Genomic DNA, 25383 nt, shown 5'->3' with positions numbered 1-25383 from the left:
AAGCTGAGGGATCTCGACCGCAATCGCAAATGAAAATCGGCAATCAATGAGCGCGTCTTGCTCGTTGATTTCGCAATGAAATAAAAACTCTTATGTCCACATCTTATCACTTCCACCAAGGTCAAGTACCTTTACTCATTTCTATGCCCCATGTCGGCACGGAAATTCCTGAACAAATTGCGGCCCAAATGGATCCGATTGCACAATTGAAAGCGGATACCGATTGGCATTTGCCACTGCTTTACAATATGCGAGACGAATTCGGTGCTTCCAGTATTCAAGCACGTTACTCCCGCTATGTGATCGACTTGAATCGGCCATCTGATGATATGAATTTGTATCCTGGTCAGGACACGACAGGTTTGTGTCCAGTTGATACGTTTGCAAAGCAAGCTTTATATTTAGAAGGGAAAATGCCCAATTCGGATGAGGTCGCACATCGAATTCGAGAGTATTGGTCACCCTATCATTCACAAATTCAAGCGGAGCTAGCGCGTATGAAAGCGGCGCATGGTATCGCGATTCTTTGGGATGCTCATTCGATTGCATCCCATGTCCCTCGATTTTTCGAAGGAAAATTGCCAGACCTAAATTTTGGAACGGCTGATCAACGTTCTTGCGCACCAAGTTTGCAGCGATTGCTTGCGGAGCATATGGAGACGAGTGCTACGCCTTATTCACACGTTTTTAATGGGCGTTTTAAAGGCGGATATATTACGCGGCAGTATGGGCAACCAGCCGAGAATATTCATGCAGTTCAACTTGAAATGAGTCAATGTGTCTATATGGACGAGGATTTCCCTTTCAGCTATCGGGAAGATCTAGCAGCACAAATTCAGCCATTGTTAGGCCAGTTGCTGCGGGCGTGTTTGAGTTGGGCTGGACAGAACGGCGATAGGCAAATCAGATGAGTACCAACACACTTTTCGCAAAAAACGCCTTACTGTCGACAGGATGGGCAAGCAATGTTCGACTTCATTGGAATCAAGTAGGTGATTTCACGGAAATTGAATTCAATGCTCAGGCTAGCCCGTTTGAAAAGCAGGTTGGCTTTGTATCACCTGGGATGAGCAATCTCCATTCACATGCATTTCAACGCGCGATGGCAGGGATGACAGAAATCGCGGGTGAGGGGCCTGATAGTTTCTGGACTTGGCGGGACTTAATGTATCGTTTTGCATTAGCGATTACGCCTGAGCAAATGCGAGTAATTGCAGCGCAACTATATATGGAATGTCTGCGCCATGGCTACACGTCGATTTGCGAATTTCATTATGTACACCGCGATCCCAAAGGAGAGTGGTTTGAAGACAGAGCCGAAACATCGCAACGTGTGATTGATGCCGCGCGCCATACCGGCATTGGTATGACTATGTTGCCTGTCTTGTACAGTTACGCAGATTTTCAGTTGCAGCCTCTACGCGAAGATCAGCGGCGTTTTAACACTAGCGTGGATGAGATTTTACGCATCGTTGAACGACTTGAGTCGCAAAGGGATGCGCAGGTTGAAGTCGGCGTTGCTCCGCATTCTCTGCGTGCTGCTAGTACACAACAGATTGCAGAATTGGTTGCGGCGTTACCGAAAGATCGTCCGATTCATATTCATATTGCAGAGCAAATGCGTGAAGTGAATGCCTGTATTGCTGCGACGGGGAGAAGGCCGGTCGAGTTGCTTTTCGATACGCAGTCTGTTGATCAACGATGGTGCTTGGTGCATGCGACCCACTTGAACGAGAGCGAGATCGCTGCAATGGCCGCGAGTCAATCTGTAGCAGGTATTTGTACTTCAACTGAAGGTAATCTGGGGGATGGTTTTTTTGAGCTTCCTGCCTATATCGCTGCGCAAGGCCGATTTGGAATTGGGACTGATAGCCATGTGTCTCAAAGTGTTATCGAGGAAATTCGCTGGCTTGAATATGGTCAGCGCTTACGCTCGCAAGGACGCAATATTGCGAGCATCCAAGGGCAGCGTAGAGTCGCAGATTATTTGTGGCAGCAATGTCTTGCTGGCGGAGCGCAAGCAACTGGCCGAGCGGTTGGCTCGCTGGAAAAGGGGAAACGTGCGGATTTCATGGTCTTTGACGATACACATCCGAATTTGCAAGATTTGTCGGCGCCCGAAGTGTTAAGTACAGTGGTATTTGCTGGAAATGATCCTATGATTCGTGATGTGTATGTTGGTGGTAACTTGCTGGTCGAGAATGGACGACATCACGATCAAGAGAGGATTCAGCAGGAGTATCGTACTTGTATGCGGCAACTGCGAAGTCTAAGCTGATGGTATATGGTTTGATTGGTTTCGAATGGAATCAGATATTAAAAAACAATGGAGATAAAAATAGGATGAAATTTTCTGCGCAAAATAAGTTAGCTAGCTTAATGATCGCACTCGGTTTGTTGAGTGCTCCACAGTTTGTCTCTGCGCAAGTAGATGCGCCACTCAAGGGTAAAACGCCAGCGAAGCACCATACTTTGGTTAATTCATCATCGCTGGAAGTACGTCTTAAACAATTAGACGCTCTTTTGAATGAACAATGGGAATATAGTCTACGAACTAATCCTGAATATGCATCTATGCTGGGGGACAAGCGCTATAACGATCAATTGAGAGATTTTTCCCAAGCTGCCATCGATGCAAATTTAAAAAAGACTCGCGAATTCCTTCAGCGCTTTCATGCAATCGATACGAGCGGTTTCAATGTACAGCAGAAGTTGAACAAAGACTTGATGGTCAGACAGCTGCAAGAAGAAATTGAGGGAGCACGATTTAAGGGCTGGCAAATGCCCGTACTGCAAAATTCAGGCATTCATCTGGATGCACCTGAGTTAGTCACGATGTTGAGCTTTAAGTCCGTCAAGGACTACGAGGATTACATTAGCCGATTGAACAAATTGCCCGTGTTATTCGAGCAAACGATGGTACAGATGCGTTTGGGGGTAAAGAATAAAATCATGCCACCACAATTCTTGCTGCCAAAGATCGCGCGTCAATGTGAAGATATTGTTGCGATGAGCATGGATGCGTCGCCATTTGCAAAACCAGTAAGCGAATTCCCAGCGGATATTTCTGCTGCAGATCAGCATCGCTTAAAGGCAAGTGTGCTTGCTGCAATAAAAGACAAAGTCATCCCAGCCTATCAAAATTTTGCTAATTTTGTTCGCTCAGAATATGCGCCACATGGTCGCCCGCATGTCGGGATGTGGTCACTACCTGACGGTGCAGCTCGCTATAAATTGCAAGTGAAAACACAAACCACAACTAATAAGTCGGCCGAAGAAATCCATCAAATTGGTTTGCGCGAAGTTGCTAGGATAGAGGCGCAAATGCTTGAAGTCGCGAAGAAACTTGGCTTTGCTGATTTGAAGACATTCAATGCTTCGATGGAAAAAAATCCGGCACTTCATCCAAAGTCTCGTCAAGAAATTTTGGATTTGTATAGCAAGTACACAGATCAGATGTATGCCAAAATTCCCGAACTATTTGGTCGTTTACCAAAAGCCAAGGTCAAGATCATGGCGGTAGAAGAGTTCCGCGAAAAAGAGGCAGCAGGCGCTTCGTACAATCCTGGTGCCGCGGACGGTTCGCGTCCGGGTCATGTGATGGTGAATACGGGGGATTTTGCAAATCGGATGACTTTGTCGATTGAAACGACGGCGTTACATGAAGGCGTGCCTGGCCACCATATGCAAATCGCCATTGCCCAAGAATTGGAAGGATTGCCTGCATATCGACAGCAAGGCGGAAATAATGCCTATGTAGAAGGTTGGGCATTGTATTCCGAGCGCTTGGGCCAGGAATTAGGTTTTTTTCAAGATCCTTACAGCTTTTATGGTCACCTACAAGATGAAATGCTCCGAGCAATTCGCCTAGTCGTTGACACCGGATTGCACTACAAAAAATGGGATAGGCAACAAGTTGTTGATTTTTTCCGTAACCATTCCGGTATCGAGGAAGTGGAAATACAAAGCGAGACTGATCGGTACATAGTTTGGCCTGGGCAAGCATTAGGATACAAAATTGGCCAACTAAAGATTCTCGAGTTGCGTGACTACGCGAATAAGGCATTAGGAGCGAAATTTAGTCTCAAAGAGTTTCATGATGAGATTTTAGGCGCAGGTGCTTTGCCTCTTGATATTTTGGAAACGCGGATTAAGGACTGGGTCGCCACGAAAAAATAGGCTTTGGCATCCGGCGTCTGAGGCTGGTTTGCCTTCCGCACAATTGAGTGGAAGGTGAGCGCAACTTGAGTGGCTAGATTCTGTGAGTGGGGAATAGAGTACGGGTGGCGAAGCACTGTGGTTTTGCCACCCGTTTTGTTTTTCTAATTTGGAAATACATTGCCACAGCGGAATTGGGGCGAGTAGAATCGGAGTATCTCAAGTTTAACAAGGAGTTGCGATGGGTGCCTTTGCCATGCCTGTGTATATGTTGGAATACACGCCGAAAACCATCGCCTCACTATTGTCACCTGCGGCGATTGATGGTTCGCTGGTTGAGCTCGATGTCTATGATAAAAACAATCTGGAACTGAAGTTAGAAGCGACAGGTCAACGCTTGAAGTCAGAGCCGGAATTGTTTCGTATTATTACTGTCCATAATGGCGTGACCAATGAGCATGATTGGAACTTTACAATTTTACGTGAGTCCGCGGATCGCTCACGTAAAAAACGTTAAGTCACCGATGCGGTAAGCGAATTAACCTTTCCAACTACGTTGTAATCCGGTGTCCGTATGTATCCAACCGCCTTTGCTGCTTGCGCGGTAGTAGAAACCTACACCACCTTGCTTGAAACTTTGAATTAATTCCCCAAGGACTTCTTCATGTAAATCGCCGATACGAATATCGGCAGCCCTGCCTTCTAAATGTAGGGATTTTCGTGCAGCGGGAATGCCTTCCTCACGCAGTCGTTGGTTTGATTCTGGTGTGCGATATCCAGACAAAATTTCTAAAGGCTTGGTCATGCCAAATCGCGCGATGAATGCTTGCGTTGCCCATAAGGTCTCTAATAATTTGGGGTCGATCGGCGCAGTCTTTCTACCGTTCACGTCACGTAGAATATGACAGAATTGCTGATACGCAGAATCAATCATATCACCATCTTTCCAGTACAAGAGTTTTACACGCTCTCCACTTGCTGGACGAATCACATCTAAAGTACGTGGTTTTAGCCAAAAATCGACATCCAAGACTTGTGCATCAAATAGATCGGGTGGTGGGCTGAGTTTGCTCGTTTTGGATTCACCATCTTGTGCCAATAGCAAACCGGAACGAGTACCGAGCATTAGCCCAGATGCAGTCAATAGAAGGGATCGACGAAGAAAATGGCGACGGGTGGTCATAGCGACTCGATACAAAATTAAAGACAGGAAATTTTAACGTCTAAGTACATCATTGAGTGTACAAAGTTTTTACTTTTTTTAATCCCTTCGTTCGGATTTTCGGGCATGGAAGAATCTGCTTCGCACTATAATGCGGAATCACGAAAATGGACATCTACCCTATGCTGAATTTCGCTCAACTTGAAGAATTTAAACGCCAAGGCTATTTGGTTTTGCCACAATTTACGACTCCTGAATTATGTGATCGGCTATTGTCGTTTGCCCAGTCTGAATTGGATGGCATTGTCCAACCAATTGAATATGAGGCAGATACTCGCTATCCAGGTGCACCAGCTTCGCGCGATGCAGAAGGGGGGCAAACGGCTCGTCGTTTGTTGCAGGCCTATTCACGTGCTGAATTGATTGCAGAATGGGCGACGCAGAAAGATCTGGCGGACAATTTAAAGCAATTATTGGGACAAAACGTTCGAATGTCGCAGGTACACCATAATTGCATCATGACGAAACAAGCGCGATTTTCGAGCCTGACAGGCTGGCATAGGGACAGTCGTTACTGGCATTTTCAACGCCCCGAGTTGATCAGCGTTTGGCTGGCTTTACGTGATGAAAAAGTCGAAAATGGATGTCTGTTAGTGCTACCTGGCTCACATCGATGGCAGATTGAATCGGCACAACTAGACTCAGCGCAATTCTTACGTGCTGACCATGTTACGAATCAATCCTTGCTCGAAACGGCGGTTACCGTGCCTCTAAAACAAGGCGATGTATTGCTCTTTTCAAGTAACTTATTTCATGCTGCTGGATGCAATCAAACGACTCAAACCAAATTCTCTATGGTTTTCACTTATCGTGCTTTGGATAACGAACCCATTCCTCATTCGCGTTCTGCGAGTAAGCCTGAAATTGTGATTTGATCCTCGCCATACGATACCGAATAATTTATTTCTTAGCGAAATATCCCCAGTTAAAAAAATATGCAAAACCATCTTCAATTTGGCCAAATTCAATTAATTCACAATGCTGTTCCGGTCGAGATATTGAGTGAGCTGTATACAACCTTGCCGAAAATTGGTTGGTCGTTTGGATGGAATACTCCATCCAATCCGCATTCGCGCTATTGGCACTATGAGATAGGTCATGGTGGTAAAAAAAATGTCCTAGACGTTTCCGATAAAGTGCGTGCGCATCCTTTGCCCATCTTTGCGAAATATCTCGATTTTTTTCTGCAACATTTGGCACCGGCTGGCACAAAAATCTTGCGCTTTTATATGAATGCCCATACCTATGGGACTGATGGGTGGCCGCATACCGATACAGATAGACCAGGAGAACAAACTTGCGTTCTCTATTTAAATCATGAATGGAAACCCGAATGGGGGGGCGAGACTGTTATATTTAACAAAGACAAAGAAATTGTCGCGTCTGTTTTACCCAAGGGAAACCGTATATTGAGCTTTCCTGCAGATAGCTTGCATGCACCGCGACCGCTTTCTAAAGAATTTGAGGGGCTGCGGATCGTGTTGGTTGTTAAGCTGGCCCCTGCTGATTTGTCGGTCGCTAATTAAGCAGGTTCACAAGCTTTGTCTGAGAATCTTTGCAGGGCGGGTGAACCCGACCCTGTTGGTGCAATTTTGTTGAATAGGTAAAGTGATTGCCAAGTACTTAAAAGTGATAAGTCCACGCACCGACGATCGTGTTGGTGCGCGCGATTTGTGTGAGTGGACTCGATTTTGCATCGCCCGCTAAGAGTTCACTGCTAACGATGAGGCTGAGTGCAGAGCGTTCGTCTAAGGTGTAATTCACAAACGCCGATACATAGGTTTGTTGTAGACCAGCTCTCGCTCGAAACTGCGGCAGGTGGCTACGTGCCGCCTGCAAGGCATCAACTCCAAAAAAATTACGCATGCTGTCTTCATTTGCGTAGACCGCGCCGAGACTCGCTCCTGCCCGCAAATGATTGCCCACTGTTTTATTAAAGTGCGCCGCGATATTCATGCTTGCACCACGATGTGTGTTGCCCGCGCCAAATTGAATAGTTTGGCTGATCCCGATTTCTGAATTGAAATGCCAATTGAAGAAACTGCCAATTTCAGCGCTCTCTTTAATGTCGCCCATCCCGCGCAGTCGCAATGAGCGCTTTTCGCGACGTCCCAAGTTGGCGGTTAGACGAAGTCCATAGTCGAGTTGTGGGCTGGTTCCGAAATTATAACCAACGCCGTTGGAGACGCCTGCAAACCAACCATTTGCCCATTGATAATCGATCAATGGAACAAGGAGTGTGCGTGAAGTTTTTGCACCTTGGTAGTCGGGTATCGACAAGACAGCTACACCTGTTTGACCACCATCGCTGCCAGGAGCAGCGGCATGCAGTTGTACCGGCCCAGACATTTGCGCCATGGCTGGTAAGCAAAGTGATCCGAATAAAAGGCTGGTTGCGATCAAACGTATTTGCATTAGAGTTTGCATCTTTATTTTCCTGTATCTCGTGTGTTTAAAATGAAATACCTGATCTAAAAACCAGCATCAACGTGCCGAGTTTTAGTAGGTGCTCGAAAGTATAAAAAACACTAGATATAAAAACAGTGAAAATGCGATGAATGAAATTCAGTATGTCGCCAGATGCTCAAATTCCCACATGAATTGATGCACTAATGACTCTCGTTTTAGGGTTACACGCCTAATTTGTTTGACGGACTCGGCGCTACATTGCAATCTTGCGGTAGTCGAAAAAATGGGGGTGAGTTGGGAGCTAAACTCACCCACCATGTTGGTCTTCAGCGCAGTCCAGTTTTGGCTAGCGGTTTCCTTTTGGCGCTGCGACAAAAGCAGATCACCATCACTTATTGCTCAAGTGCAATTAACTCTTGTATGGTTTGTCGCCGTCTTATCAATTGCATCGTATCGCCGTCGACCAACACCTCGGGTATCAATGGACGGGAATTGTAATTTGACGACATGCTGGCACCATATGCCCCCGCATCATGAAAGACGATAAGATCACCCACTTCACATACGGGTAAATTTTGGTGGGTTACGACTCCGCCTTCTTCCTGCGTAAATACGTCTCCGGATTCACATAGAGGACCTGCAACAACGCTCGGTCTTGTCGCACCACCACGTAATTGTCCGTCTGCTGTGTGCGCACTGATACGATGAAAGCTGCCATACATCGAAGGGCGAACCAAATCATTAAATCCAGCATCGACGAAGAGGAAAAAATTCGAACCGACCTGTTTTTGTGCTCGCAACTCTGAAATCAATATCCCTGACTGTGCCACTAAAAAGCGGCCGGGTTCGATTTCCATGCTGACCTTGTGTCCGAGATGCCGTTCGATTTGTTGACGGGCTAGGTTCCACATTTCGAAGTAGTGGGTGGTATCGACCTCGGGCTCATCGGCTTGATAAGGGATAGATAATCCCCCACCGATTGAGATGGACGTGAGATCAAAAGGACATGCCTTGACTTGTGCAATCATGGCATCGCACACGCTTTGTAAATGATCGTAGTCAACCCCTGATCCAATATGCATGTGAAGGCCAACGAGCTTGAGGCCGTACTGTTGAATCAGCGCGTAGGCTTGCGGTAATTCCTCATGCCAGATCCCGTGCTTACTTTGTTCTCCACCTGTGTTGGTTTTGCGGCTATGACCATGCCCAAAACCTGGATTGATACGTAACCAAACAGGATGACCTGGGTGGATCTGCCCTAATTGTTCGAGCATCTGAGGAGAGCCGCAATTGACGGGAATAGTCAATTCGACGACACGATTCAGCGTTTGACGATCTAGCAAATCGGCAGTAAAGACGATCGGTGCGTGGTGCGCATCGACGGAAGGATCAAACCCAGCAATGAGGGCGCGTTCCACTTCCCCTAACGAGACGGAGTCGACCAATACGCCTTCCTCACGCATTAAGCGCAGGATATGAATGTTACTGCAAGATTTTTGAGCAAATCGAATCACATCAAATTGACGTAGCAGATTGATCTGTTGACGAATCCGCGTCGCATCATACGCCCAGCAAGGTGTTTGGTAATTTTGCACAATAGTATGTATTTGTTGTGCTTGGATAGCATTCTGCATCTTGGTCGTTCCTAGGTTGTTCGGTGTTGACATGGTTTGGAGATGCATGACTGTAGCGCGTACAATGCGGAAATAGAATGGTGATTGAAAGGCTAAAGCGTGCTTTTGCCATGAAATTGTATGAAATTTGAGGGTTTTGCTTATGAATCAAAGAATCGATCAATTTGACCGAAAAATCCTGCAATTATTGCAAGAAGATGCTCGCATGTCGCATGCAGAGATCGGACGGCAAGTGCATCTTAGTCAGCCCGCCGTGTCGGAGCGGATAAAACGCTTAGAGAGTCAGCAAATTATTCGCGGCTATCGTGCGGAAGTGAATCCTAAAGCCTTGGGTTACGACATCACAGCGATGATCAGAGTTTCAACCCAGCAGGGACGACCCTATGCGCAATATGTTGCTGCATGCCCAGAGATTATTGATTGCTACACGGTGACGGGCGAAGATGGTGCAGTCATGAAGGTATTGGCCACTGATGTCGAGCATCTGCAACGTATCATCAATGAATTGAATGCATTTGGTTCCACCTCGACGGCAATTGTTTTGACCACTCATGTGGCCGGTAAAGTGATTGCGGTACCGCAAGCTGATGATAAGGTCTGACGAGAGCGCGACAATATGAATACGATTCAACAAATGGCAAAGTGGACTACGAGTCATCAACATAGTCCGCAAGCGACAAAGCTAGTTGGGCTATTTGTAGCCCTCATGATTTTGCTTGTCCTATTTCCTTTCCAATTTTGGACTGGTCAAGGAGGTTTTTTTGAAAAAATCGACGCGTCCCAACACATCGCTGGCTGGCAATTTTTTGCCCAAGATGAGTGGCGTTTCCCGCTCCTAAAGACAACTCGCATAAATAGTCCAGACGGCGTCAATATTGCTTTTATGGACAGCATCCCCCTCGCTGCGCTCTTGTTGAAACCATTTGCCTCATGGTTACCAGTACAATTTCATTACATCGCCCTGTGGCATATCTTGGCTTTTATTGGGCAAGGTTTGGGTGCCAGTGTCTTGATTCGTAGTTTAGGCGCACGCTCGGTTTTTGCGTCAGCGGTTGCCGCCTTCTTTGCCTGTCTATGGCCTGCCTTGATGTGGCGTTTTGGGCATACAGCTTTGATGACGCAGTGCCTGATCTTGTTCGGGCTCGCTGTTTATTTTCAGAAACGCCAAGCAGAATTATCTGTGCATCGTGCCCATATCTATCTGCTCAGTTTGAGCGTATTGGGATTGCTAATCCATCCGTATTTTTTTGCAATGCTATTTAGCTTATTAATGTTCAACATCCTTGAAGAGATGATTCTTCATCGTGAATGGCGGAATGGGCTATGGTTTTTCCTATTATCCTTAGTCGTATTTGCTGTCATTTTCTACGTTTTAGGTTATGGCGGACAACACACGACGAGTTTTGGTTTTGGCGAATACTCGATGAATTTGAGTGCGCCATTTTGCGGTAGTCATTTTTATTCCTGTGCTGCGAACGAGCAAGCACATCAATTTGCCGCCTATCATTTTTCCGATCCGACACGTGGGCAATATGAAGGATTGAATTATTTGGGTTTGGGCGTATTCTTCCTGTTACCGTTTAGCTTGTTTTTTGCGAGAGCCAATCTCAAAGCCTTGTGTTGGGATTACAGATGGTTCCTTTTTTTCTTGCTTTGTTTAAGTATTTACGCCTGCGCAAATCGTGTATTTTGGAACGACACACTGCTGTTTGAATACACGGTGCCAAACGTATTGCGAAAAATCACCGACACTTTCCGTAGCAGTGGACGTTTTTTTTGGGTGGTCGCGTACACTGTCCTATTTCTCGTTTTAGCAGGCATGATGCAGCGACTCAATCGCTACCGAGTCGGACTCCTTATCTTGGCATGTGGGCTGCAATTCATTGATACGCGTGATTTTAGTCAGCGCCTGACGAATATCGCTTCCGAATCAAGTAAGTCAGATCTGGAGGCTTGGGAAGCGCCACTAAGAGGAATTGAGATACTCCATGTCTATCCTGCATTCTCTTGTGGCACAAACAATGAAGATATGGTGTGGTTCTTCCAACGTCTAGCAGCGCGGAATCAGAAGAAAATCGATACTGGATATATTGCACGCGATCAAGTCGATTGCAAGAAAAATCGCGATTTCTTTGAACGCGCCTTTATGGCCGATGCGATCTATGTCATGCCACTCAAAGATATCCTAAAAGCGCCGAATGGTTTTGTTCAAAGCATAGAGCAGGGACAGTGTTTGAAGTGGGAACGATATCTTGTCTGCAGTACCTTGGATCGTGTAAAGAAATTGCGTGAGCATGGCTTGGGCGAGACTTTTATCGGACCGATCGATACAATACAGTGGTCTCCAACGCAATTGGGAACACAAGTCGGAGTGCAAACACAAGTGAATGGAGTGGAAATTTTAACCAGTAATCGACAAGCAGGTATTTTGAGTTTTGGACCCTATGCACAAGTGTTGCAGGGTACATATGAATTCGTATTGGACTATGTTGGTGATCTTTCAGATGAAACGGTGCAAGCGGATTGGGAGGTTTGGGTGAATCTTGCCGATGTACCAGAAGGCGGACGTCGCTTAGCCACGGGGAAATTGTCAGGATCGAATGGACAACGAACTCGTGTTTCTGCCCCATTCTCGATCGACGCCGGTACTGCGAATCAAACCTTGGAATTACGGACCTTTTATCATGCCCAAGGGAAGTTGGATTTGCATGCTTTACATCTGAAAAAATTGCGTCTTGTAGAACAATGACATTGACCCGTTTTGAGATCACGAAAAATTGACTATGAAAACAATTAGTATTGTTATTCCTGTGTACAACGAAGCGCAGATGATACAGACGAGTATTCCACAGATTCTGTCGGTGCTTGATTCTGCGCTCTTAAATCGAGGTGTTGAATCGCGTTATGCGATTGAACTGATTGCTGTTGATGATGGGTCCGTTGATCAAACAGCCGCTGTTCTTCTTAATATGCAACAACAGGAGCCTCGCTTACGTTTTGTTAGGTTCACGCGGAATTTTGGTAAAGAGGCCGCGATACTTGCTGGATTGGAGTCCGCAGTGGGCGACGCGATTGTGGTTATTGATGGCGATCTTCAGCATCCCCCCGAGTTAATCGCGCCGATGGTGCGATTGTGGGAAAGCGGGATTTTCGTCGTACATGCTGTAAAGGCGCAACGGGCACGTGAAAGTTTGGCGCAAAAATTATTTGCGAAAGCGTTTTATGCGGTCTTTAAAACGATGTCCGGTCTCGATCTTCGGGGACATTCTGACTTCAAATTGATGGATCGAAAAGTTGTACAAACTTTGTTGGCTTTGCCAGAGCGGCAACGTTTTTTCAGAGGATTGATTTCCTGGGCAAATTTTCCGTGCGCACAATTGCCCTTCGAAGTCGCCGATCGACCTGATGGCAGTGACAGCAAATGGAACCGATGGAAATTAATTCGATATGCCGTCGACAACATCACGAGTTTTTCTAGTTTGCCACTTAAATGGGTTACCTACCTTGGCGTATTTACGCTGCTCTTTGGGATAGTAATTGGCAGCATAAGCTTAGTACAAAAGATAGAAGGAAAGGCGATGGACGGTTTTACGACCGTCAATCTTTTGATCATTATTATGGGGGGCGCTATTTTGCTTAGTTTAGGTGTGATTGGGCACTATTTAGCGCGACTGTATGATGAAGTAAAAGGGCGGCCGACTTATTTGATTCAGGAAGATATGACGATTAAAAACACGACAATTGGTCTTGAAGCCAAAATATCAGACGCGAAAGGGGAATAAATTGAAACTTTGGTTGATTGCACTTTGCGCTGTGTTATGTAATGTTTCCGCGCAGGTATTGATGAAGTTGGCTAGTCAGGGAGGTGTGCAATTTCGTGAAATGGCCAGTTTTTTGAGTTGGCATTTGATCACAAGCGTCATTTTGTATGGATTGAGCTTTCTTTTGACGCTACAAGTATTATCGCAATCTGCATTAAGTATTGCCTCACCATTGATGGCAGGCATGACTTTTATCGGCATCACTTTGGCGAGTGTTTGGATTTTGCACGAAACACTAGATATGCAAAAAATGCTAGGGATATTGGTGATCGTAATTGGAATTTTCATTTTAGCTCGATCTACACCATAGAGCATGTTCGCGTTCTGTCCGTCACCGTCCGTCTACGCCTTTTCGGACGAGTAAAAAAATCCCTATCGTTTGTAAATTTCTTTAAAATCAAATACTTGCGAGAAGTTATTTTGATGGCACGGTTCCTGCTAAAGACTAGGTATTCATACCCATTCTTCAGTAGGAAATAGCATGATTCGAGATACTTCAGGACAAGATGCCGTGATCGCACAAGTCCCAGTGTGGCGGCGTAAAAAACTCATCCTTGGCTGCCTTGTGGCGGGTGCTTTTTTGATTGCCTGCGTTGCTTTGGTGCGGGCATATGCCGGAAATAGTAAATCTATTCATAGTGCGCGTATAAAAATTGCGCAGGTCACACGGGGTACTTTGGTACGCGACGTCGCTGTCAATGGTCGTATGGTGGCGGCAATTAGTCCTACTTTATTTTCCACCGCATCGAGCACGGTAACACTCAAGGTCAAAGCGGGCGATATGGTCAAGAAAGGTGATGTCGTGGCCGAACTTGAGTCTCCTGATCTCAGCAATTTACTAAAGCGTGAACAAGCGATTTATGATCAACTCGAAGCGGAAGTCTCGCGTCAACGTATTTTGGCTCGTAAACAAAAATTGATTGCGCAGCGAGATGCCGATCAAGCGGAAATTGAACGCATCACTGCTGCACGAACTTTTGAGCGTTATGAGATTGCGGGCCCAACTGGGGTCATCTCAAAAATTGATTATGCCAAAGCGCAAGATGCGTTGAAGACGGCGGAAATTCGGGCAAAGCATGCGGCCGCAGCGACACAGCTCGAAGGCGAAGATGTTGATCTGAGTTTGAAAACTAAAGTTGCCCAACTTGAACAACAACGACTCGTCCGTGATGATGCCAAACGTAAAGTCGAAGAGTTGCGACTGAAAGCTCCAGTCGATGGCATGGTCGGAACGCTCTCTGTTGCGAACCGCAGCGTGGTGGCGGCGAATACAGCGCTGATGACTTTGGTCGACTTGTCTCAACTTGAGGTTGAACTCGAAATTCCTGAAACTTACGTCGCCGATTTAGGATTGGGAATGGCAGCCGAGATCACGATCAATGGCATCACAGCACGCGGAAAATTGTCGGCGCTTTCGCCCGAAGTGGTGAAAAATCAAGTGCTGGCACGTGTTCGATTTGATGGTGCCCAGCCTGTAGGTTTGCGTCAGAGTCAGCGCGTTTCTGCACGCTTGCTAATCGAGGAAAAAACCAATGTTCTGATGTTAAGTCGAGGGCCTTTTGTGGAGAGCGAAGGCGGTCGATTTGTCTATGTTGTCGAAAACAATGTTGCGATCCGCCGGTCATTTAAATTGGGGGCAACCAGCATTTCAGCTGTAGAGATTGTGGATGGCTTGAAGCTGGGTGAGAAGGTTGTTGTCGCAGGAACAGATCAGTTCGAAAACGCAGAGAGAATCACATTAAATAACTAATTTCCAATCTCGGAAAAAACGAAAAGGACAAAGGACATCGTATGTTGCACATGAAAAATCTCAGTAAGGTATATCGAACTCACATGATAGAAACGCACGCTTTGCGCGGATTTGAAATTCATGTCAAGCAGGGGGAGTTTGTTACTGTCACCGGACCATCTGGCTCCGGTAAAACGACCTTTCTAAATATCGCGGGCTTACTCGAAGACTACACCGGTGGCGAGTATATTTTGGATGGCGTGGATGTGACTGGCATGGATGACAATGCAAGGACGCGATTACGCAACGAAAAATTAGGATTTATCTTTCAAGGATTTAACTTAATTCCTGATCTTAATTTATTTGATAACGTCGATGTACCTTTACGTTATCGCGGATTAGCTTCGAAAGAGCGGAAAGAAAGGATTGAGGACGCATTGGCGCAAGTCGGATTGTCTTCCAGAATGAAACATTATCCTGCCGAATTGTCGGGAGGTCAGCAACAAAGGGTTGCGATTGCGCGCGCTTTAGCTGGTTCACCTCGCCTGTTGTTGGCAGACGAACCAACAGGTAATCTCGATACTCAGATGGCACGCAGTGTGATGGAATTGTTAGAAGAAATTAACGCGCGGGGCACAACGATTTTGATGGTCACACATGATCCAGAATTGGCATTACGTTCACAACGAAATGTTCATATTATCGATGGTCAGGTTTCAGACTTGGTGCGTAAATCGCCCAGTTTGGTCGTTGATCATAATGCAAGCCCAAGCAATTTACACATTGCCTAATCAGTGCGGTAGACGAGGAGATTTCCAATGTTTCAGTATTACTTTATGCTTGGCGTGAAAAGTCTACGGCGTAACCCAGCGTTGACTGCGCTGATGGTACTTATTTTGGCAATTGGCGTTGCCGCCAGTGTCTCGACATTGACCATCTTGCATGTCATGTCTGGCGACCCTATTCCCCAAAAGAGCGACCGCTTACTCAGCCTTACCGTCGATGTGAATCCAAAAGAAGGCTATGTACCCGGACAAGGTTATGTCGACCATCAATTAACTTATAAAGATGTGCAAGCGCTGCTTAAGAGTAAGCAAGGAGAGCGCCGAGCAGGGATGTACGGGATCAATGCCATTGTTGAGCCAGCACGTAAAGAGCTTGGTGCCATGGCAATGGATGGAATTGCCGCGAGTGCGGACTTTTTTGCTATGTTAGATGTCCCATTTTTATATGGACAAGCTTGGCAAGCGAGTGAAGATAACGCGGCTGCAGATGTGGTGGTTCTCAATCGAAAGATGGCAGAAAAAATATTTGGCAATGTCAATCCGGTCGGACAGCGCGTACGCATGATGAATGGTGATTACACCGTCGTTGGCGTGATGAATGACTGGAAGTCACAACCTCGATTCTTTATCTACAATGGGCGTTCTGGAGCATTTTCAAATGAGGATGAATTTATTATTCCTTTGAGTAATGCAATTCGCCGTGAGACTCCCCATTCTGGAAGTATGAGTTGTTCGAGTTCGCGCGAACCTGGTTGGCAAGCTTTATTGGATTCTGAGTGTACTTGGTTCCACTTTTGGTTTGAATTGAAGTCGGCGTCGCAACGTCAGGAATTGCAAAGTTACTTGGATAACTATGTCAGTGAACAGCAAAAACTCGGTCGGTTTCCACGTCACGCCCCGAATCGCATCTTTAATGTTCGAGAATGGTTGATCGAACGTAAGTTGATTGGTGATGACAGTAAAATTTCAGCATGGTTGGCGTTTGGATTTTTGCTGCTCTGCTTGGTGAATACAATAGGTTTGTTGCTGGCGAAATTTTCAGTGCGTGCTTCTGAAGTCGGTGTGCGTCGCGCTTTGGGCGCATCGCGTCGTGAGATTTTTTCACAATTTCTGATTGAAGCTGCCGTCGTGGGTCTAGTCGGCGCGATTGTTGGAGTCGTTCTTGCGTTAGGCGCTTTGCAGTTAATTGCGATGCAATCGAGAGCGTTAGCAGCAGTCGCCCACATGGATTGGCAAATGTTGGGCCTGACATTCTTAATGTCGGTTGGGGCCGCAATCTTAGCTGGCCTATTACCAACTTGGCGCGCTTGCCAAGTGACTCCAGCGATTCAATTGAAACTTCAATAAGCAAAAATCAATAAGGAAATTTCATGAAAACACTATTCGAAGTTCGTCCTATCCTTTCGGCGATGTTACGCAATAAAACAGGACCTTTACTGGTTGCGATTCAAGTTGCACTCAGTTTAGCGATGCTGGTGAATGCCTTGTATGTTGTCAACTTGCGTTTGGATGCGGCAAATCGCCCGAGTGGAATTGCAGAAGAGCTCAATAGCTTTCGCGTCAATATCAGCAATCAAAAGATGGGAGGGCATGAAGATCAAATTGCGATGCAAAAACGTGAGGCTGCAACGATTCGCGCGGTTCCTGGCGTGGTGTCGGTTGCGCGGGTCAATTCTTTTCCTGTTTCGCGGTCCGGTAGTAATAGCGGAATGGCAGCAGATCGACGTCAGACAAATAGCACAGCGACTGCGGGAATGTTTTTCTCGCCGGATTCTTTGATTCAAACATGGGGTTTGCGATTGGTAGAAGGAAGTGATTTCAAACCTGAAGACTTTATGGAAATTGATGTTAATGCCTCACGTGATTTTCCCAAGACTGCGATTATTTCAAAAGCATTGGCGGAGAAATTATTTCCAGGTGAAAGTCAATTTGTTGGTAAGGAATTTTTTCAAGGAACTGGAGAGGGGGCACAGTCTCTGAGGATAGTTGGGGTGGTTGAACGCTTGCAAACTTCCGGTGCGCAAAGTGATGAAAGCGGCGAGTATTCGCTACTTTCGCCGGTTCGTTTGACGAATGATCCCTATTTTGGTTACGCGGTTAGAACGGAACCAGGTCAACGTGATCGCGTGATCAAGGAAGTCGAGGAAGCACTTCGTAAGGCTTCTACCACACCCGTGAATGTTAAAAGTTTGACGATGGAAGACATGCGGATTGACCGCTATCGTAGTGAAAAAGGATTGGCTTGGATGTTGTTAACGGTCAGTCTTTTGCTGATTGTCGTGACCGCATCAGGCATAGTCGGAATGAGTTCATTGTGGGTTGCGCAGCGCCAAAAGCAAATTGGTATTCGCCGCGCTCTGGGTGCAAGCCGTATACATATACTGGTATATTTTTTTACAGAGAATTGTTTGATCACGAGCAGCGGTATTGTGGTGGGAACAGCGCTGGCACTTGGCCTGAATCAAGTATTGGTAAGTCAATTTGAGTTGAGTAAATTGCCACTGAGTTATTTGTTCATTGCGCCTTTTATTTTCTGGATTTTGGGGATATTTGCCGTGTATGCTCCCGCGTGGCGTGCCGCTAGTATCTCACCTGCCACTGCGACCCGTGGTGTAGTGTAATATCCTTGTTTGGTGTTTGTTCCAGCGTGGTGAAGTCAACTGACATGCTCGCTAATGTCCCTCTTCGCGGAACAAACCGAATTATCAGAACGAAACGATCGATACAAACGAAAACAGTGATTCTCCATGCCTACAGTTTTAATTATTGATGACAATCCTAGCATAGCGATCGCGCTCGACGTTCTCTTGTCTTTGCACGATATCCGAAGTGTGACCGCACAATCACCACAGCAGGGATTGCAGATTCTGCAGAAACAAGTCATCGATTTGGTGATTCAAGACATGAACTTTAGTGAAGACACTACATCCGGTGCTGAAGGTGTGGAGTTGTTTCAGAAAATTCGCAGCGCGCATCCAGATTTGCCGGTCATTCTCTTGACTGCGTGGACGCATTTGGATGCCGCCGTGGATTTGATTAAGGCGGGTGCCGCCGATTATTTAGCTAAGCCTTGGAATGATCAAAAGCTGATTGCAACAGTGAAAAATCTGATTGAATTGGGACAGGCAAATCGTAGTCTACAAAACAAAGTACGGCGTGAAAAGCAGCAAAAACGTGAGCTCGAAGCGCGCTATGATTTACTTGGTTATGTTTGGGAAGATATGGCAACCGAACGGGTACTGGGAATGGCGTGTCAGGTCGCTAAATCGGATGTATCAGTTTTGATCACGGGACCAAATGGCGCGGGCAAAGAGCGTATTGCAGCGATTATTCAAGCGAATTCGAAGGTCAAAGACGGCCCGTTTGTTGTATTGAATTGTGGAGCGATTCCTGCTGAATTGATCGAAGCAGAATTATTTGGTGCGGAAGCTGGAGCATACACAGGCGCGAGTAAAGCGCGCGAAGGAAAATTTGAAGCGGCCGATGGCGGCACTTTATTTCTTGACGAGATCGGTAATCTGCCGTTGGCTGGACAGGTGAAACTCTTGCGCGTCTTGGAAACAGGACGATTTGAACGACTTGGATCGAACAAAGAGCGGCAGGTGAAAGTAAGGGTGTTGAGTGCCACGAATGCCGATTTAGCGAGTATGATCAAACAGGGAAAATTTCGAGAAGATTTGTTTTATCGGCTCAATGTGATTCAATTGAATTTGCCACCTTTATCCGAGAGACCTGATGATATTTTGCCACTTGCGCATGCCTTTAAAGATGAAAGTAAGTCCTTTAGCCAAGCGGCAATTGCGAGTTTACTGAACCACTCTTGGCCAGGAAATGTCCGTGAATTAAAAAATGCGATGCAGCGCGCTTGCTTGCTCGCTCCAGCCGATGAAATCCAAGCGAGTGATTTGGGTTTGCCACAGCAATCCTTGGTCTTGGGCAGTGCAGACGGCGAGCCCGACAAAGAAGCAATTGAGCAGGCATTAATACATGCCAAGGGCGTTGTCGCACAGGCCGCATCGGACTTGGGTTTGAGTCGTCAGGCACTTTACCGTCGCATGGAAAGATTGAATATTTCTCGTTCGTCCCCTTCGTAAACGGAGTTAAATTTTCGTTTCTGTATTGAAGATGACAGCCCTCGCTGGTAAGAAATATCCGTGTTTTATTCGCATAATCCAAGCAAGCAACGGCTAGTTTATGAACAATCCCACTATTCCTACAATTTCCACATCTCCATCCGATATCAAAAATCAGAGAGGCGTCCGTATTCCTTTGTTGGCACGCTTTGGTTTGTTGCTGGCAGGCTTATTGTTGTCAGGTTTAGCCAGCGTTGTGGCGTTGAGCCATTTCTTTCCTGATCTTATTTGGTTCATTGCCTTGGCAATCTTGTTGGTGCTGACACCGATTGGTGTGATTCTTTTACACGCGCAACTCGCCCCTATTCTTGAATTATTTCGTGCAATGAGCGGGACGGTACTCAGTTATCAAGACCGAGATTTTTCTTTTGGTTTGAATTGGTCGCGGAATGACGAGTTAGCGGAATTGGTTGATGCGCATAATGCATTGGGTGAAGTATTGCGGTCACAGCGACTCGATTTGGTGCAACGGGAATTGCTATTAGACAGCATGTTACAAAATTCACCGGTGGCGATGTTTCTGGTTGGTGTGCGTGGGCACATCGTTTTTGCCAATATCAATGCCAGACAATTGCTTAATCATGGCAAAAAATTAGAAGGAAATACGCTTGAGCAGATACTTCGACAAGTGTCAGATTCATTGCGGGAGGCGATTGCGCAGGGCGGTGACGGCTTATTTACTGCGCAGATCAAGCAAAATCAAGATGACAATGTCGAGGAGCATGATGGTGAAGATGACATCTATCATTTGTCTCGACGTGTGTTCATATTGAATGGCACCGAACACGAACTTTTTTTGATTCGGCATTTGACAGTTGAATTGCGCCGACAAGAGGTGCAGACCTGGAAAAAAGTCATTCGTGTGATTAGCCATGAATTGAATAACTCCTTAGCACCTGTTGCGTCTCTTGCGAATTCTGCTACCGCTCTGATACAGCGAGGCCAGTACGAACGATTGCCTGAAATCATGAAGACAATAGAAGAGCGAGCACAACATTTGGAGAGCTTTATTCACGGCTATGCCCGATTTGCCAAATTGCCGACACCGCGCTACGAGACGACGAGTTGGCAAGATTTTCTTGGCCGTTTGCAGTCTCAGATGCAATTTCAAGTTGTCGGTAAGTTGCCAGAGGCGGAGGTTGCGTTTGATCTAGCGCAAATGGAGCAGGCCTTACTTAATTTGCTGAAAAATGCCTTGGAGTCGGGATCCGATCCTGCCGCCATTAGTTTGGAGGTGAAGCCCATCTTTGATGGACTGAAGATTGAAGTCAGCGACGCGGGGAGTGGAATGAGTGATACCGTAATGTCGAATGCCCTAGTGCCTTTTTATTCAACCAAACGTCATGGAACTGGCCTTGGACTTGCTTTGGCTCGTGAGATTATCGAAGCACACGGAGGTCGGATAAGTCTCAATAATCGTGACAGTGGTGGTCTGACTGTAAGTCTGATTCTTCCAGTTTAGATACTGTATTCAATACTGCATCGAGAGGAAATTAGTACGAATTTGATTGTCTGTGGGAATTGCAGTGAGAATGGGTTCGCTATGCCAATCCCCTAATTGGGGCATGGACATGCCCGCGCTGTTAGAAATTTCGCGTATCCTTTGCTTTTTACCGAATTTAAAGTGAATGCTATGGGTAACAGACTTTCGAAAATTGCCACACGAACAGGGGATGCGGGCACAACTGGCCTAGGTGATGGCAGTCGCATTGATAAGGATGCATTACGAGTGCATGCGATGGGCGATGTGGATGAATTGAACTCACATATCGGCGCGTTAATTTGCGAAGAAATCCCCGCCGAAATGCAACAGGAATTGCTTTCGATTCAACATGACCTGTTTGATATGGGCGGCGAACTGTGTATTCCTGGATACACGATGATTACTGAAGCTCAAGTACTACGTCTTGATGCATTGCTGGCGAAGTACAACGCTGATTTACCGCCTCTAAAAGATTTTATTTTACCCGGCGGTTCGCGCGCAGCATCGATGGCACATGTCTGCAGAACTGTTTGCCGACGGGCTGAGCGAGCGATCGTTAGTGTCGGCAAAGCAGAGCAGATCAACGAAGCGCCTCGCCAATATATGAATCGGTTGTCGGATTTGTTGTTCGTATTGTCGCGAGTGTTGAACCGTTTTGCGGGCGGGTCTGATGTGTTGTGGGAAAAAGAGCGACAACGCTAGTTTAATTTCGTCGCGTGTTTTATGATGGACGTGCAGTTTTAGCGTGTGTCAGCGCATTGGAGGTGGACTATGCAAAAGTGGTTAGAGCAGGCGGCGAAAAATGAGCTGGAGGTTCTCGAGGATGGTCTTTGCCAGCTGTGCGGTGCAGAGACCTTGCACGGCTTGACTGAATGTGTTGAAACTGCCGGACACTTAACCCACAAAGTCTCACATGCGGTGGGTATAGAAAAAATGACTATTTTCTTATGTGTTGATGCGCATGCTTTGACACACATGGAAATTCACGGACGCTGGAATAATCATTTTCATTTGGCTCGTTTGCATCTGATTTTGGTGCAACACGTGCAATGGTGCTATGACTATTCAAGCATGTTAAGTGAAGTTGTCGATACCTACAAAATTGGACGAGAACAGGAATATATACGGCCAATTTCTTCACAAAATCGTCCTAAAATCACGGTCACCGATATCGATGCGAGTCAAGACGATGAGGACTACATTGATTTAGTTTGGCGCTGGGCCTATGAAGTCTACACCGCCCTTCCTGAAGGACATGCTATTGCTGCCGACATAGCGCATCAGTTTATTCAAAAATTTCATCCTGAATTGCAAAAACTTTAGTTAAAACGATGAGTTTATCGGTCTTGTTATTTTGTACGGATCTAGAGCAAACACGTCGTTTTTATTCTGAGATTTTGGGCTTCGACGTTGTTGATTTAAATACCTCAAGTTTTCGTGCAATTAAAGGACGTGCCACAGACAGCTTTGGTGGTGGTTCGCAAATTACCTCTAAATCAGCCAGCCATATTTTGTTCACATCGCAGGACTTGTGGCGAACAGCGCCGCAACTATCTGGCACAATTTACTTGACAATTGACGACATCGACGATTATTTCCGAGCGGTAAAGGAGCATGTCAACATCGCTTGGACTTTGCAGGATATGCCCTACGGAACCCGAGAGTTTGCGATTCGAGATTGCAATGGTTATTACCTGGCCTTCGTGCAAGGTGACGCATAGATTTTACTGATCGATTGAACTCCCAATTATTTTGTTGTGATTCGCAATATTCGTGAATTTTATGCTGCTTTGTTGCCTCTAACCATGTTTGATAATGCTAAGAATTCACATTGAAAAAGGAGCTCTTTCTTCATGTATTTGCCACAGAAATTAGGAGTGCAATCAGCGGCCCTTAGCTTATTGCTGATTGCCTTTGTGGGTTTGCTCGTTGCGCGTATGATCAATGCACCAGAACGGGTGGCAAACGAACAAATTGAATTGCAGTCTTGGACTTTGAGTCAAGCTCCAGAGGTGATAGAACCTAAGCATGCTCGATATCCAGCGCGTTATTTGCAACTTGAATTGTTGTCGGAGCAGGCTTCTCAAGCAAATTGGTTAGCAACAGTGCGAGGATGGGATCATTTGTTGCCAGAAGAAAGTAAGGTGGCCTTGCTTAGTTTGAAGCGTTTTGAACGCGTGCAATTAGGCCTTTTAAAAGGCTCGCCAAAGACCGGACTGACAAGAATTTGGAGTTTACGTGTCGGTGACAAAATTATATTGAACCTAGATCAGACGGTTGCAGCCGACATGAGCATGTCGGAAGAAAAAATGGGATCCGTTTGGGTGGTATCCATTTTAATGATTTGTTTAGCTTGCGCGTTATTGATAATTGCGTTCACGCGGCGCTCACTTCAAAGTTTTAAATCGACTTAGCCCCTTGCTCTTGAATAGTCGGCTTTGAGAACAATATATTTTATTGTGCAGAGAAATCTGTCGGCAATAGTGACGGTCGGCACTAGCTGCTTTCGGGCTAGGTCGAAGTAGTGAGGTTTTGTTTCTCTATTGATCTAGTTCACTCGTTTATTTCACTCACGTAGCCCCTCATTTTATCGATTAACGCATGCCTCTGTTTAAGCCCAAACCCACTTTTAATGACTTCGCTGCGATTCCTCTTGGTTCACAGGCAATACAAATCCTCCACAGTGCGGCCGCATTCAGAGTGGCTTTGCTCGATCAAATTGCGAACGCACGTAAGCGAATTTATCTATGTAGCCTGTATTTGCAGAACGATGCGGCCGGACAACTGATACTTGATGCGCTATACACGGCAAAGCGAAACAATCCGAATGTAGATATTCAAATTTTTGTAGACTGGCATCGTGCACAACGCGGTTTGATCGGGGAAAAAACAATTCCGGGAAAGCAGATGGGAAATGCGGCTTGGTATCAAACGCAAAGCACACTGCATCAATACAGCATTCCGATTTTTGGCGTGCCGGTTCAGACACGTGAATTATTCGGGGTCTTGCATTTGAAAGGGTCGGTGATCGATGACACCGTCCTCTACACAGGTGCGAGTGTCAACGATGTCTATTTACATTACGCAGAAAAATATCGTTACGATCGTTATTGGTTGATTCAACAAGCGGATTTAGCCGATTGTATGGTTGATTGGATGCGCCATCATTTTATCGGATCACCATCTGTACATCGTCTTGACCAAGCTTCGTTACCGACTACCAAAACGATACGAAAGGAAATTCGCGCATCGCGTGACCAACTGAAAAAAACGCAGTATGTCGTTCAGAGGAATCAGGATCGCGCTGATTTGACTAGTTTGAGAGTGACGCCGATAGTCGGAATGGGTAAAGGAAACCGATTGAATCGGTCGATATGCCAGCTTTTGGCGTCGGCGAAATATCAAATTGTGATTTGCACGCCGTATTTCAATTTTCCGCGAGAGATGACACGCGAAGTCAATCGCGCCTTGGCACGTGGTGTCAAAGTTCGAATTATTGTCGGTGATAAGACGGCGAATGACTTTTATATTCCACCGGATCAAGTGTTTAAACCGATCGCTTGTTTGCCTTATCTATACGAGATGAACTTACGTCGTTTTGCGAAGAATCATCAATACGATATTACAAGTGGAGGACTTGAAATATGTCTGTGGAAGGATGCAGAGCATACTTATCACCTTAAAGGTGTCTGGATAGATCAACTGTATACTTTAGTAACAGGAAATAATCTGAATCCACGTGCGTTTCGTCTAGATCTCGAAAACGCGCTTTTATTCACTGATCCACGCGGTGAATTAATTGAGAGGCGAGATGCGGAATTAGCGGAGATCATGGTACACACGCAAACAATAGCCAGTTACAAAAAGATCGAGCGATTACAAGACTACCCACCGCAAGTAAAACGTGTGTTGCAACGCCTAAGTCGAACGCGACTCGACATGCTGGCGTATCGTGTATTGTAGGACGACACAGAGCAGACGATGAAGTGGCTTCGCTTTGTAAGGAATG

At 46.0% G+C, this 25383-nt stretch carries 24 protein-coding genes; 21 read left to right on the top strand and 3 right to left on the bottom strand.

Translation table 11 applies throughout. The annotated features are described in order from the left end of the window. Positions 1 to 92: 92 nt before the first annotated feature. From hutG to KDM90_RS07110, 4 genes are all read left to right on the top strand, one after another. Complete coding sequence (gene hutG, locus KDM90_RS07125) at positions 93 to 911, top strand: N-formylglutamate deformylase (protein ID WP_212674884.1); 819 nt, start codon at positions 93 to 95, stop codon at positions 909 to 911. Next, on the top strand, positions 908 to 2278 hold the full coding sequence (locus tag KDM90_RS07120) for a formimidoylglutamate deiminase (RefSeq protein WP_212674883.1): 1371 nt from the start codon (positions 908 to 910) through the stop codon (positions 2276 to 2278). Before hutG ends, KDM90_RS07120 begins: the two co-directional genes overlap by 4 nt. Positions 2279 to 2343: 65 nt before the next feature. After that, positions 2344 to 4179: a DUF885 domain-containing protein gene (locus KDM90_RS07115; protein WP_230409656.1), complete on the top strand. Its 1836-nt coding sequence runs from the start codon at positions 2344 to 2346 to the stop codon at positions 4177 to 4179. Positions 4180 to 4399: 220 nt separating this feature from the next. After that, positions 4400 to 4675, top strand: a complete 276-nt coding sequence (locus KDM90_RS07110) for a hypothetical protein (RefSeq protein WP_212674882.1) — start codon at positions 4400 to 4402, stop codon at positions 4673 to 4675. A 21-nt stretch (positions 4676 to 4696) separates the two neighbouring features. Here the strand turns inward: KDM90_RS07110 and KDM90_RS07105 are convergent, their stop codons facing one another. Beyond that, positions 4697 to 5341 carry a YcbK family protein gene (locus tag KDM90_RS07105; RefSeq protein ID WP_212674881.1) on the bottom strand — a complete coding sequence of 215 codons (645 nt, stop codon included), beginning with the start codon at positions 5339 to 5341 and terminating at the stop codon, positions 4697 to 4699. Between the two features lie 146 nt (positions 5342 to 5487). On the opposite strand from KDM90_RS07105, the gene KDM90_RS07100 reads away from it, so the two are divergent. Both KDM90_RS07100 and KDM90_RS07095 read left to right on the top strand, forming a co-directional pair. Then, the gene (locus tag KDM90_RS07100; RefSeq protein ID WP_212674880.1) at positions 5488 to 6255 is read left to right on the top strand and encodes a phytanoyl-CoA dioxygenase family protein; all 768 of its coding nucleotides are present in this window, start codon (positions 5488 to 5490) and stop codon (positions 6253 to 6255) included. A gap of 60 nt (positions 6256 to 6315) precedes the next feature. Further along, the gene (locus KDM90_RS07095) at positions 6316 to 6906 is read left to right on the top strand and encodes a 2OG-Fe(II) oxygenase (protein WP_212674879.1); all 591 of its coding nucleotides are present in this window, start codon (positions 6316 to 6318) and stop codon (positions 6904 to 6906) included. 97 nt (positions 6907 to 7003) lie between these two features. On the opposite strand, the gene KDM90_RS07090 is transcribed toward KDM90_RS07095, so the two are convergent. Both KDM90_RS07090 and lysA read right to left on the bottom strand, forming a co-directional pair. Then, complete coding sequence (locus tag KDM90_RS07090; protein WP_212674878.1) at positions 7004 to 7807, bottom strand: MipA/OmpV family protein; 804 nt, start codon at positions 7805 to 7807, stop codon at positions 7004 to 7006. Positions 7808 to 8181: 374 nt separating this feature from the next. Then, complete coding sequence (gene lysA, locus KDM90_RS07085) at positions 8182 to 9423, bottom strand: diaminopimelate decarboxylase (RefSeq protein ID WP_212675046.1); 1242 nt, start codon at positions 9421 to 9423, stop codon at positions 8182 to 8184. A gap of 142 nt (positions 9424 to 9565) precedes the next feature. On the opposite strand from lysA, the gene KDM90_RS07080 reads away from it, so the two are divergent. The 15 genes from KDM90_RS07080 to pssA all read left to right on the top strand — a co-directional run bounded on the left by KDM90_RS07080 (position 9566) and on the right by pssA (position 25337). Then, the gene (locus KDM90_RS07080; protein WP_212674877.1) at positions 9566 to 10024 is read left to right on the top strand and encodes an Lrp/AsnC family transcriptional regulator; all 459 of its coding nucleotides are present in this window, start codon (positions 9566 to 9568) and stop codon (positions 10022 to 10024) included. Positions 10025 to 10039: 15 nt separating this feature from the next. Further along, a complete protein-coding gene (locus KDM90_RS07075; RefSeq protein ID WP_212674876.1) occupies positions 10040 to 12172 on the top strand; it encodes a DUF6311 domain-containing protein in 2133 nt (710 codons plus the stop codon). 34 nt (positions 12173 to 12206) lie between these two features. Beyond that, entirely contained in the window at positions 12207 to 13205 is a 999-nt protein-coding gene (locus KDM90_RS07070; protein ID WP_212674875.1) for a glycosyltransferase family 2 protein, read from the top strand. A gap of 1 nt (position 13206) precedes the next feature. Beyond that, positions 13207 to 13554: a DMT family transporter gene (locus tag KDM90_RS07065; protein WP_212674874.1), complete on the top strand. Its 348-nt coding sequence runs from the start codon at positions 13207 to 13209 to the stop codon at positions 13552 to 13554. A 171-nt stretch (positions 13555 to 13725) separates the two neighbouring features. Then, on the top strand, positions 13726 to 14994 hold the full coding sequence (locus tag KDM90_RS07060) for an efflux RND transporter periplasmic adaptor subunit (RefSeq protein ID WP_212674873.1): 1269 nt from the start codon (positions 13726 to 13728) through the stop codon (positions 14992 to 14994). A gap of 41 nt (positions 14995 to 15035) precedes the next feature. Continuing rightward, complete coding sequence (locus tag KDM90_RS07055) at positions 15036 to 15764, top strand: ABC transporter ATP-binding protein (RefSeq protein WP_212674872.1); 729 nt, start codon at positions 15036 to 15038, stop codon at positions 15762 to 15764. 27 nt (positions 15765 to 15791) lie between these two features. Beyond that, entirely contained in the window at positions 15792 to 17105 is a 1314-nt protein-coding gene (locus tag KDM90_RS07050; RefSeq protein WP_212674871.1) for an ABC transporter permease, read from the top strand. 23 nt (positions 17106 to 17128) lie between these two features. Beyond that, positions 17129 to 18379, top strand: coding sequence for an ABC transporter permease (locus KDM90_RS07045; protein WP_212674870.1), 1251 nt, complete (start codon positions 17129 to 17131; stop codon positions 18377 to 18379). A gap of 126 nt (positions 18380 to 18505) precedes the next feature. After that, positions 18506 to 19852 (top strand): sigma-54-dependent transcriptional regulator, encoded by a 1347-nt coding sequence (locus KDM90_RS07040; protein WP_212674869.1) that lies wholly within the window; start codon positions 18506 to 18508, stop codon positions 19850 to 19852. 100 nt (positions 19853 to 19952) lie between these two features. Beyond that, a complete protein-coding gene (locus KDM90_RS07035; protein WP_212674868.1) occupies positions 19953 to 21353 on the top strand; it encodes a sensor histidine kinase in 1401 nt (466 codons plus the stop codon). 171 nt (positions 21354 to 21524) lie between these two features. Beyond that, positions 21525 to 22076 carry a cob(I)yrinic acid a,c-diamide adenosyltransferase gene (locus KDM90_RS07030; protein ID WP_212674867.1) on the top strand — a complete coding sequence of 184 codons (552 nt, stop codon included), beginning with the start codon at positions 21525 to 21527 and terminating at the stop codon, positions 22074 to 22076. A gap of 69 nt (positions 22077 to 22145) precedes the next feature. Then, positions 22146 to 22697, top strand: coding sequence for a DUF5946 family protein (locus KDM90_RS07025; RefSeq protein ID WP_212674866.1), 552 nt, complete (start codon positions 22146 to 22148; stop codon positions 22695 to 22697). 8 nt (positions 22698 to 22705) lie between these two features. After that, positions 22706 to 23095 carry a VOC family protein gene (locus KDM90_RS07020; protein WP_212674865.1) on the top strand — a complete coding sequence of 130 codons (390 nt, stop codon included), beginning with the start codon at positions 22706 to 22708 and terminating at the stop codon, positions 23093 to 23095. 132 nt (positions 23096 to 23227) lie between these two features. After that, positions 23228 to 23788 (top strand): hypothetical protein, encoded by a 561-nt coding sequence (locus tag KDM90_RS07015; RefSeq protein ID WP_212674864.1) that lies wholly within the window; start codon positions 23228 to 23230, stop codon positions 23786 to 23788. A 187-nt stretch (positions 23789 to 23975) separates the two neighbouring features. Continuing rightward, complete coding sequence (gene pssA, locus KDM90_RS07010; protein ID WP_212674863.1) at positions 23976 to 25337, top strand: CDP-diacylglycerol--serine O-phosphatidyltransferase; 1362 nt, start codon at positions 23976 to 23978, stop codon at positions 25335 to 25337. Positions 25338 to 25383 lie beyond the last annotated feature (46 nt).

It is taken from the genome of Affinundibacterium fentianense (assembly GCF_018139545.1).
Lineage (GTDB): Bacteria > Pseudomonadota > Gammaproteobacteria > Burkholderiales > Burkholderiaceae_D > Undibacterium > Undibacterium fentianense.
The sequence above is the reverse complement of the archived record's forward strand: the minus strand, read 5'-3'. Positions and strand labels throughout refer to the sequence as shown.

What these genes read in the sequence shown, in the direction of transcription:
- KDM90_RS07120 (WP_212674883.1), top strand. Translation starts at nt 908, where the DNA reads ATGAGTACCAACACACTTTTCGCAAAAAACGCCTTACTGTCGACAGGA.
- KDM90_RS07055 (WP_212674872.1), top strand. Translation starts at nt 15,036, where the DNA reads ATGTTGCACATGAAAAATCTCAGTAAGGTATATCGAACTCACATGATA.
- KDM90_RS07060 (WP_212674873.1), top strand. Translation starts at nt 13,726, where the DNA reads ATGATTCGAGATACTTCAGGACAAGATGCCGTGATCGCACAAGTCCCA.
- KDM90_RS07115 (WP_230409656.1), top strand. Translation starts at nt 2,344, where the DNA reads ATGAAATTTTCTGCGCAAAATAAGTTAGCTAGCTTAATGATCGCACTC.
- KDM90_RS07050 (WP_212674871.1), top strand. Translation starts at nt 15,792, where the DNA reads ATGTTTCAGTATTACTTTATGCTTGGCGTGAAAAGTCTACGGCGTAAC.
- KDM90_RS07080 (WP_212674877.1), top strand. Translation starts at nt 9,566, where the DNA reads ATGAATCAAAGAATCGATCAATTTGACCGAAAAATCCTGCAATTATTG.
- hutG (WP_212674884.1), top strand. Translation starts at nt 93, where the DNA reads ATGTCCACATCTTATCACTTCCACCAAGGTCAAGTACCTTTACTCATT.
- pssA (WP_212674863.1), top strand. Translation starts at nt 23,976, where the DNA reads ATGCCTCTGTTTAAGCCCAAACCCACTTTTAATGACTTCGCTGCGATT.
- KDM90_RS07025 (WP_212674866.1), top strand. Translation starts at nt 22,146, where the DNA reads ATGCAAAAGTGGTTAGAGCAGGCGGCGAAAAATGAGCTGGAGGTTCTC.
- lysA (WP_212675046.1), bottom strand. Translation starts at nt 9,423, where the DNA reads ATGCAGAATGCTATCCAAGCACAACAAATACATACTATTGTGCAAAAT.
- KDM90_RS07075 (WP_212674876.1), top strand. Translation starts at nt 10,040, where the DNA reads ATGAATACGATTCAACAAATGGCAAAGTGGACTACGAGTCATCAACAT.
- KDM90_RS07045 (WP_212674870.1), top strand. Translation starts at nt 17,129, where the DNA reads ATGAAAACACTATTCGAAGTTCGTCCTATCCTTTCGGCGATGTTACGC.
- KDM90_RS07090 (WP_212674878.1), bottom strand. Translation starts at nt 7,807, where the DNA reads ATGCAAACTCTAATGCAAATACGTTTGATCGCAACCAGCCTTTTATTC.
- KDM90_RS07095 (WP_212674879.1), top strand. Translation starts at nt 6,316, where the DNA reads ATGCAAAACCATCTTCAATTTGGCCAAATTCAATTAATTCACAATGCT.
- KDM90_RS07070 (WP_212674875.1), top strand. Translation starts at nt 12,207, where the DNA reads ATGAAAACAATTAGTATTGTTATTCCTGTGTACAACGAAGCGCAGATG.
- KDM90_RS07040 (WP_212674869.1), top strand. Translation starts at nt 18,506, where the DNA reads ATGCCTACAGTTTTAATTATTGATGACAATCCTAGCATAGCGATCGCG.
- KDM90_RS07110 (WP_212674882.1), top strand. Translation starts at nt 4,400, where the DNA reads ATGGGTGCCTTTGCCATGCCTGTGTATATGTTGGAATACACGCCGAAA.
- KDM90_RS07035 (WP_212674868.1), top strand. Translation starts at nt 19,953, where the DNA reads ATGAACAATCCCACTATTCCTACAATTTCCACATCTCCATCCGATATC.
- KDM90_RS07100 (WP_212674880.1), top strand. Translation starts at nt 5,488, where the DNA reads ATGGACATCTACCCTATGCTGAATTTCGCTCAACTTGAAGAATTTAAA.
- KDM90_RS07030 (WP_212674867.1), top strand. Translation starts at nt 21,525, where the DNA reads ATGGGTAACAGACTTTCGAAAATTGCCACACGAACAGGGGATGCGGGC.
- KDM90_RS07105 (WP_212674881.1), bottom strand. Translation starts at nt 5,341, where the DNA reads ATGACCACCCGTCGCCATTTTCTTCGTCGATCCCTTCTATTGACTGCA.
- KDM90_RS07015 (WP_212674864.1), top strand. Translation starts at nt 23,228, where the DNA reads ATGTATTTGCCACAGAAATTAGGAGTGCAATCAGCGGCCCTTAGCTTA.
- KDM90_RS07020 (WP_212674865.1), top strand. Translation starts at nt 22,706, where the DNA reads ATGAGTTTATCGGTCTTGTTATTTTGTACGGATCTAGAGCAAACACGT.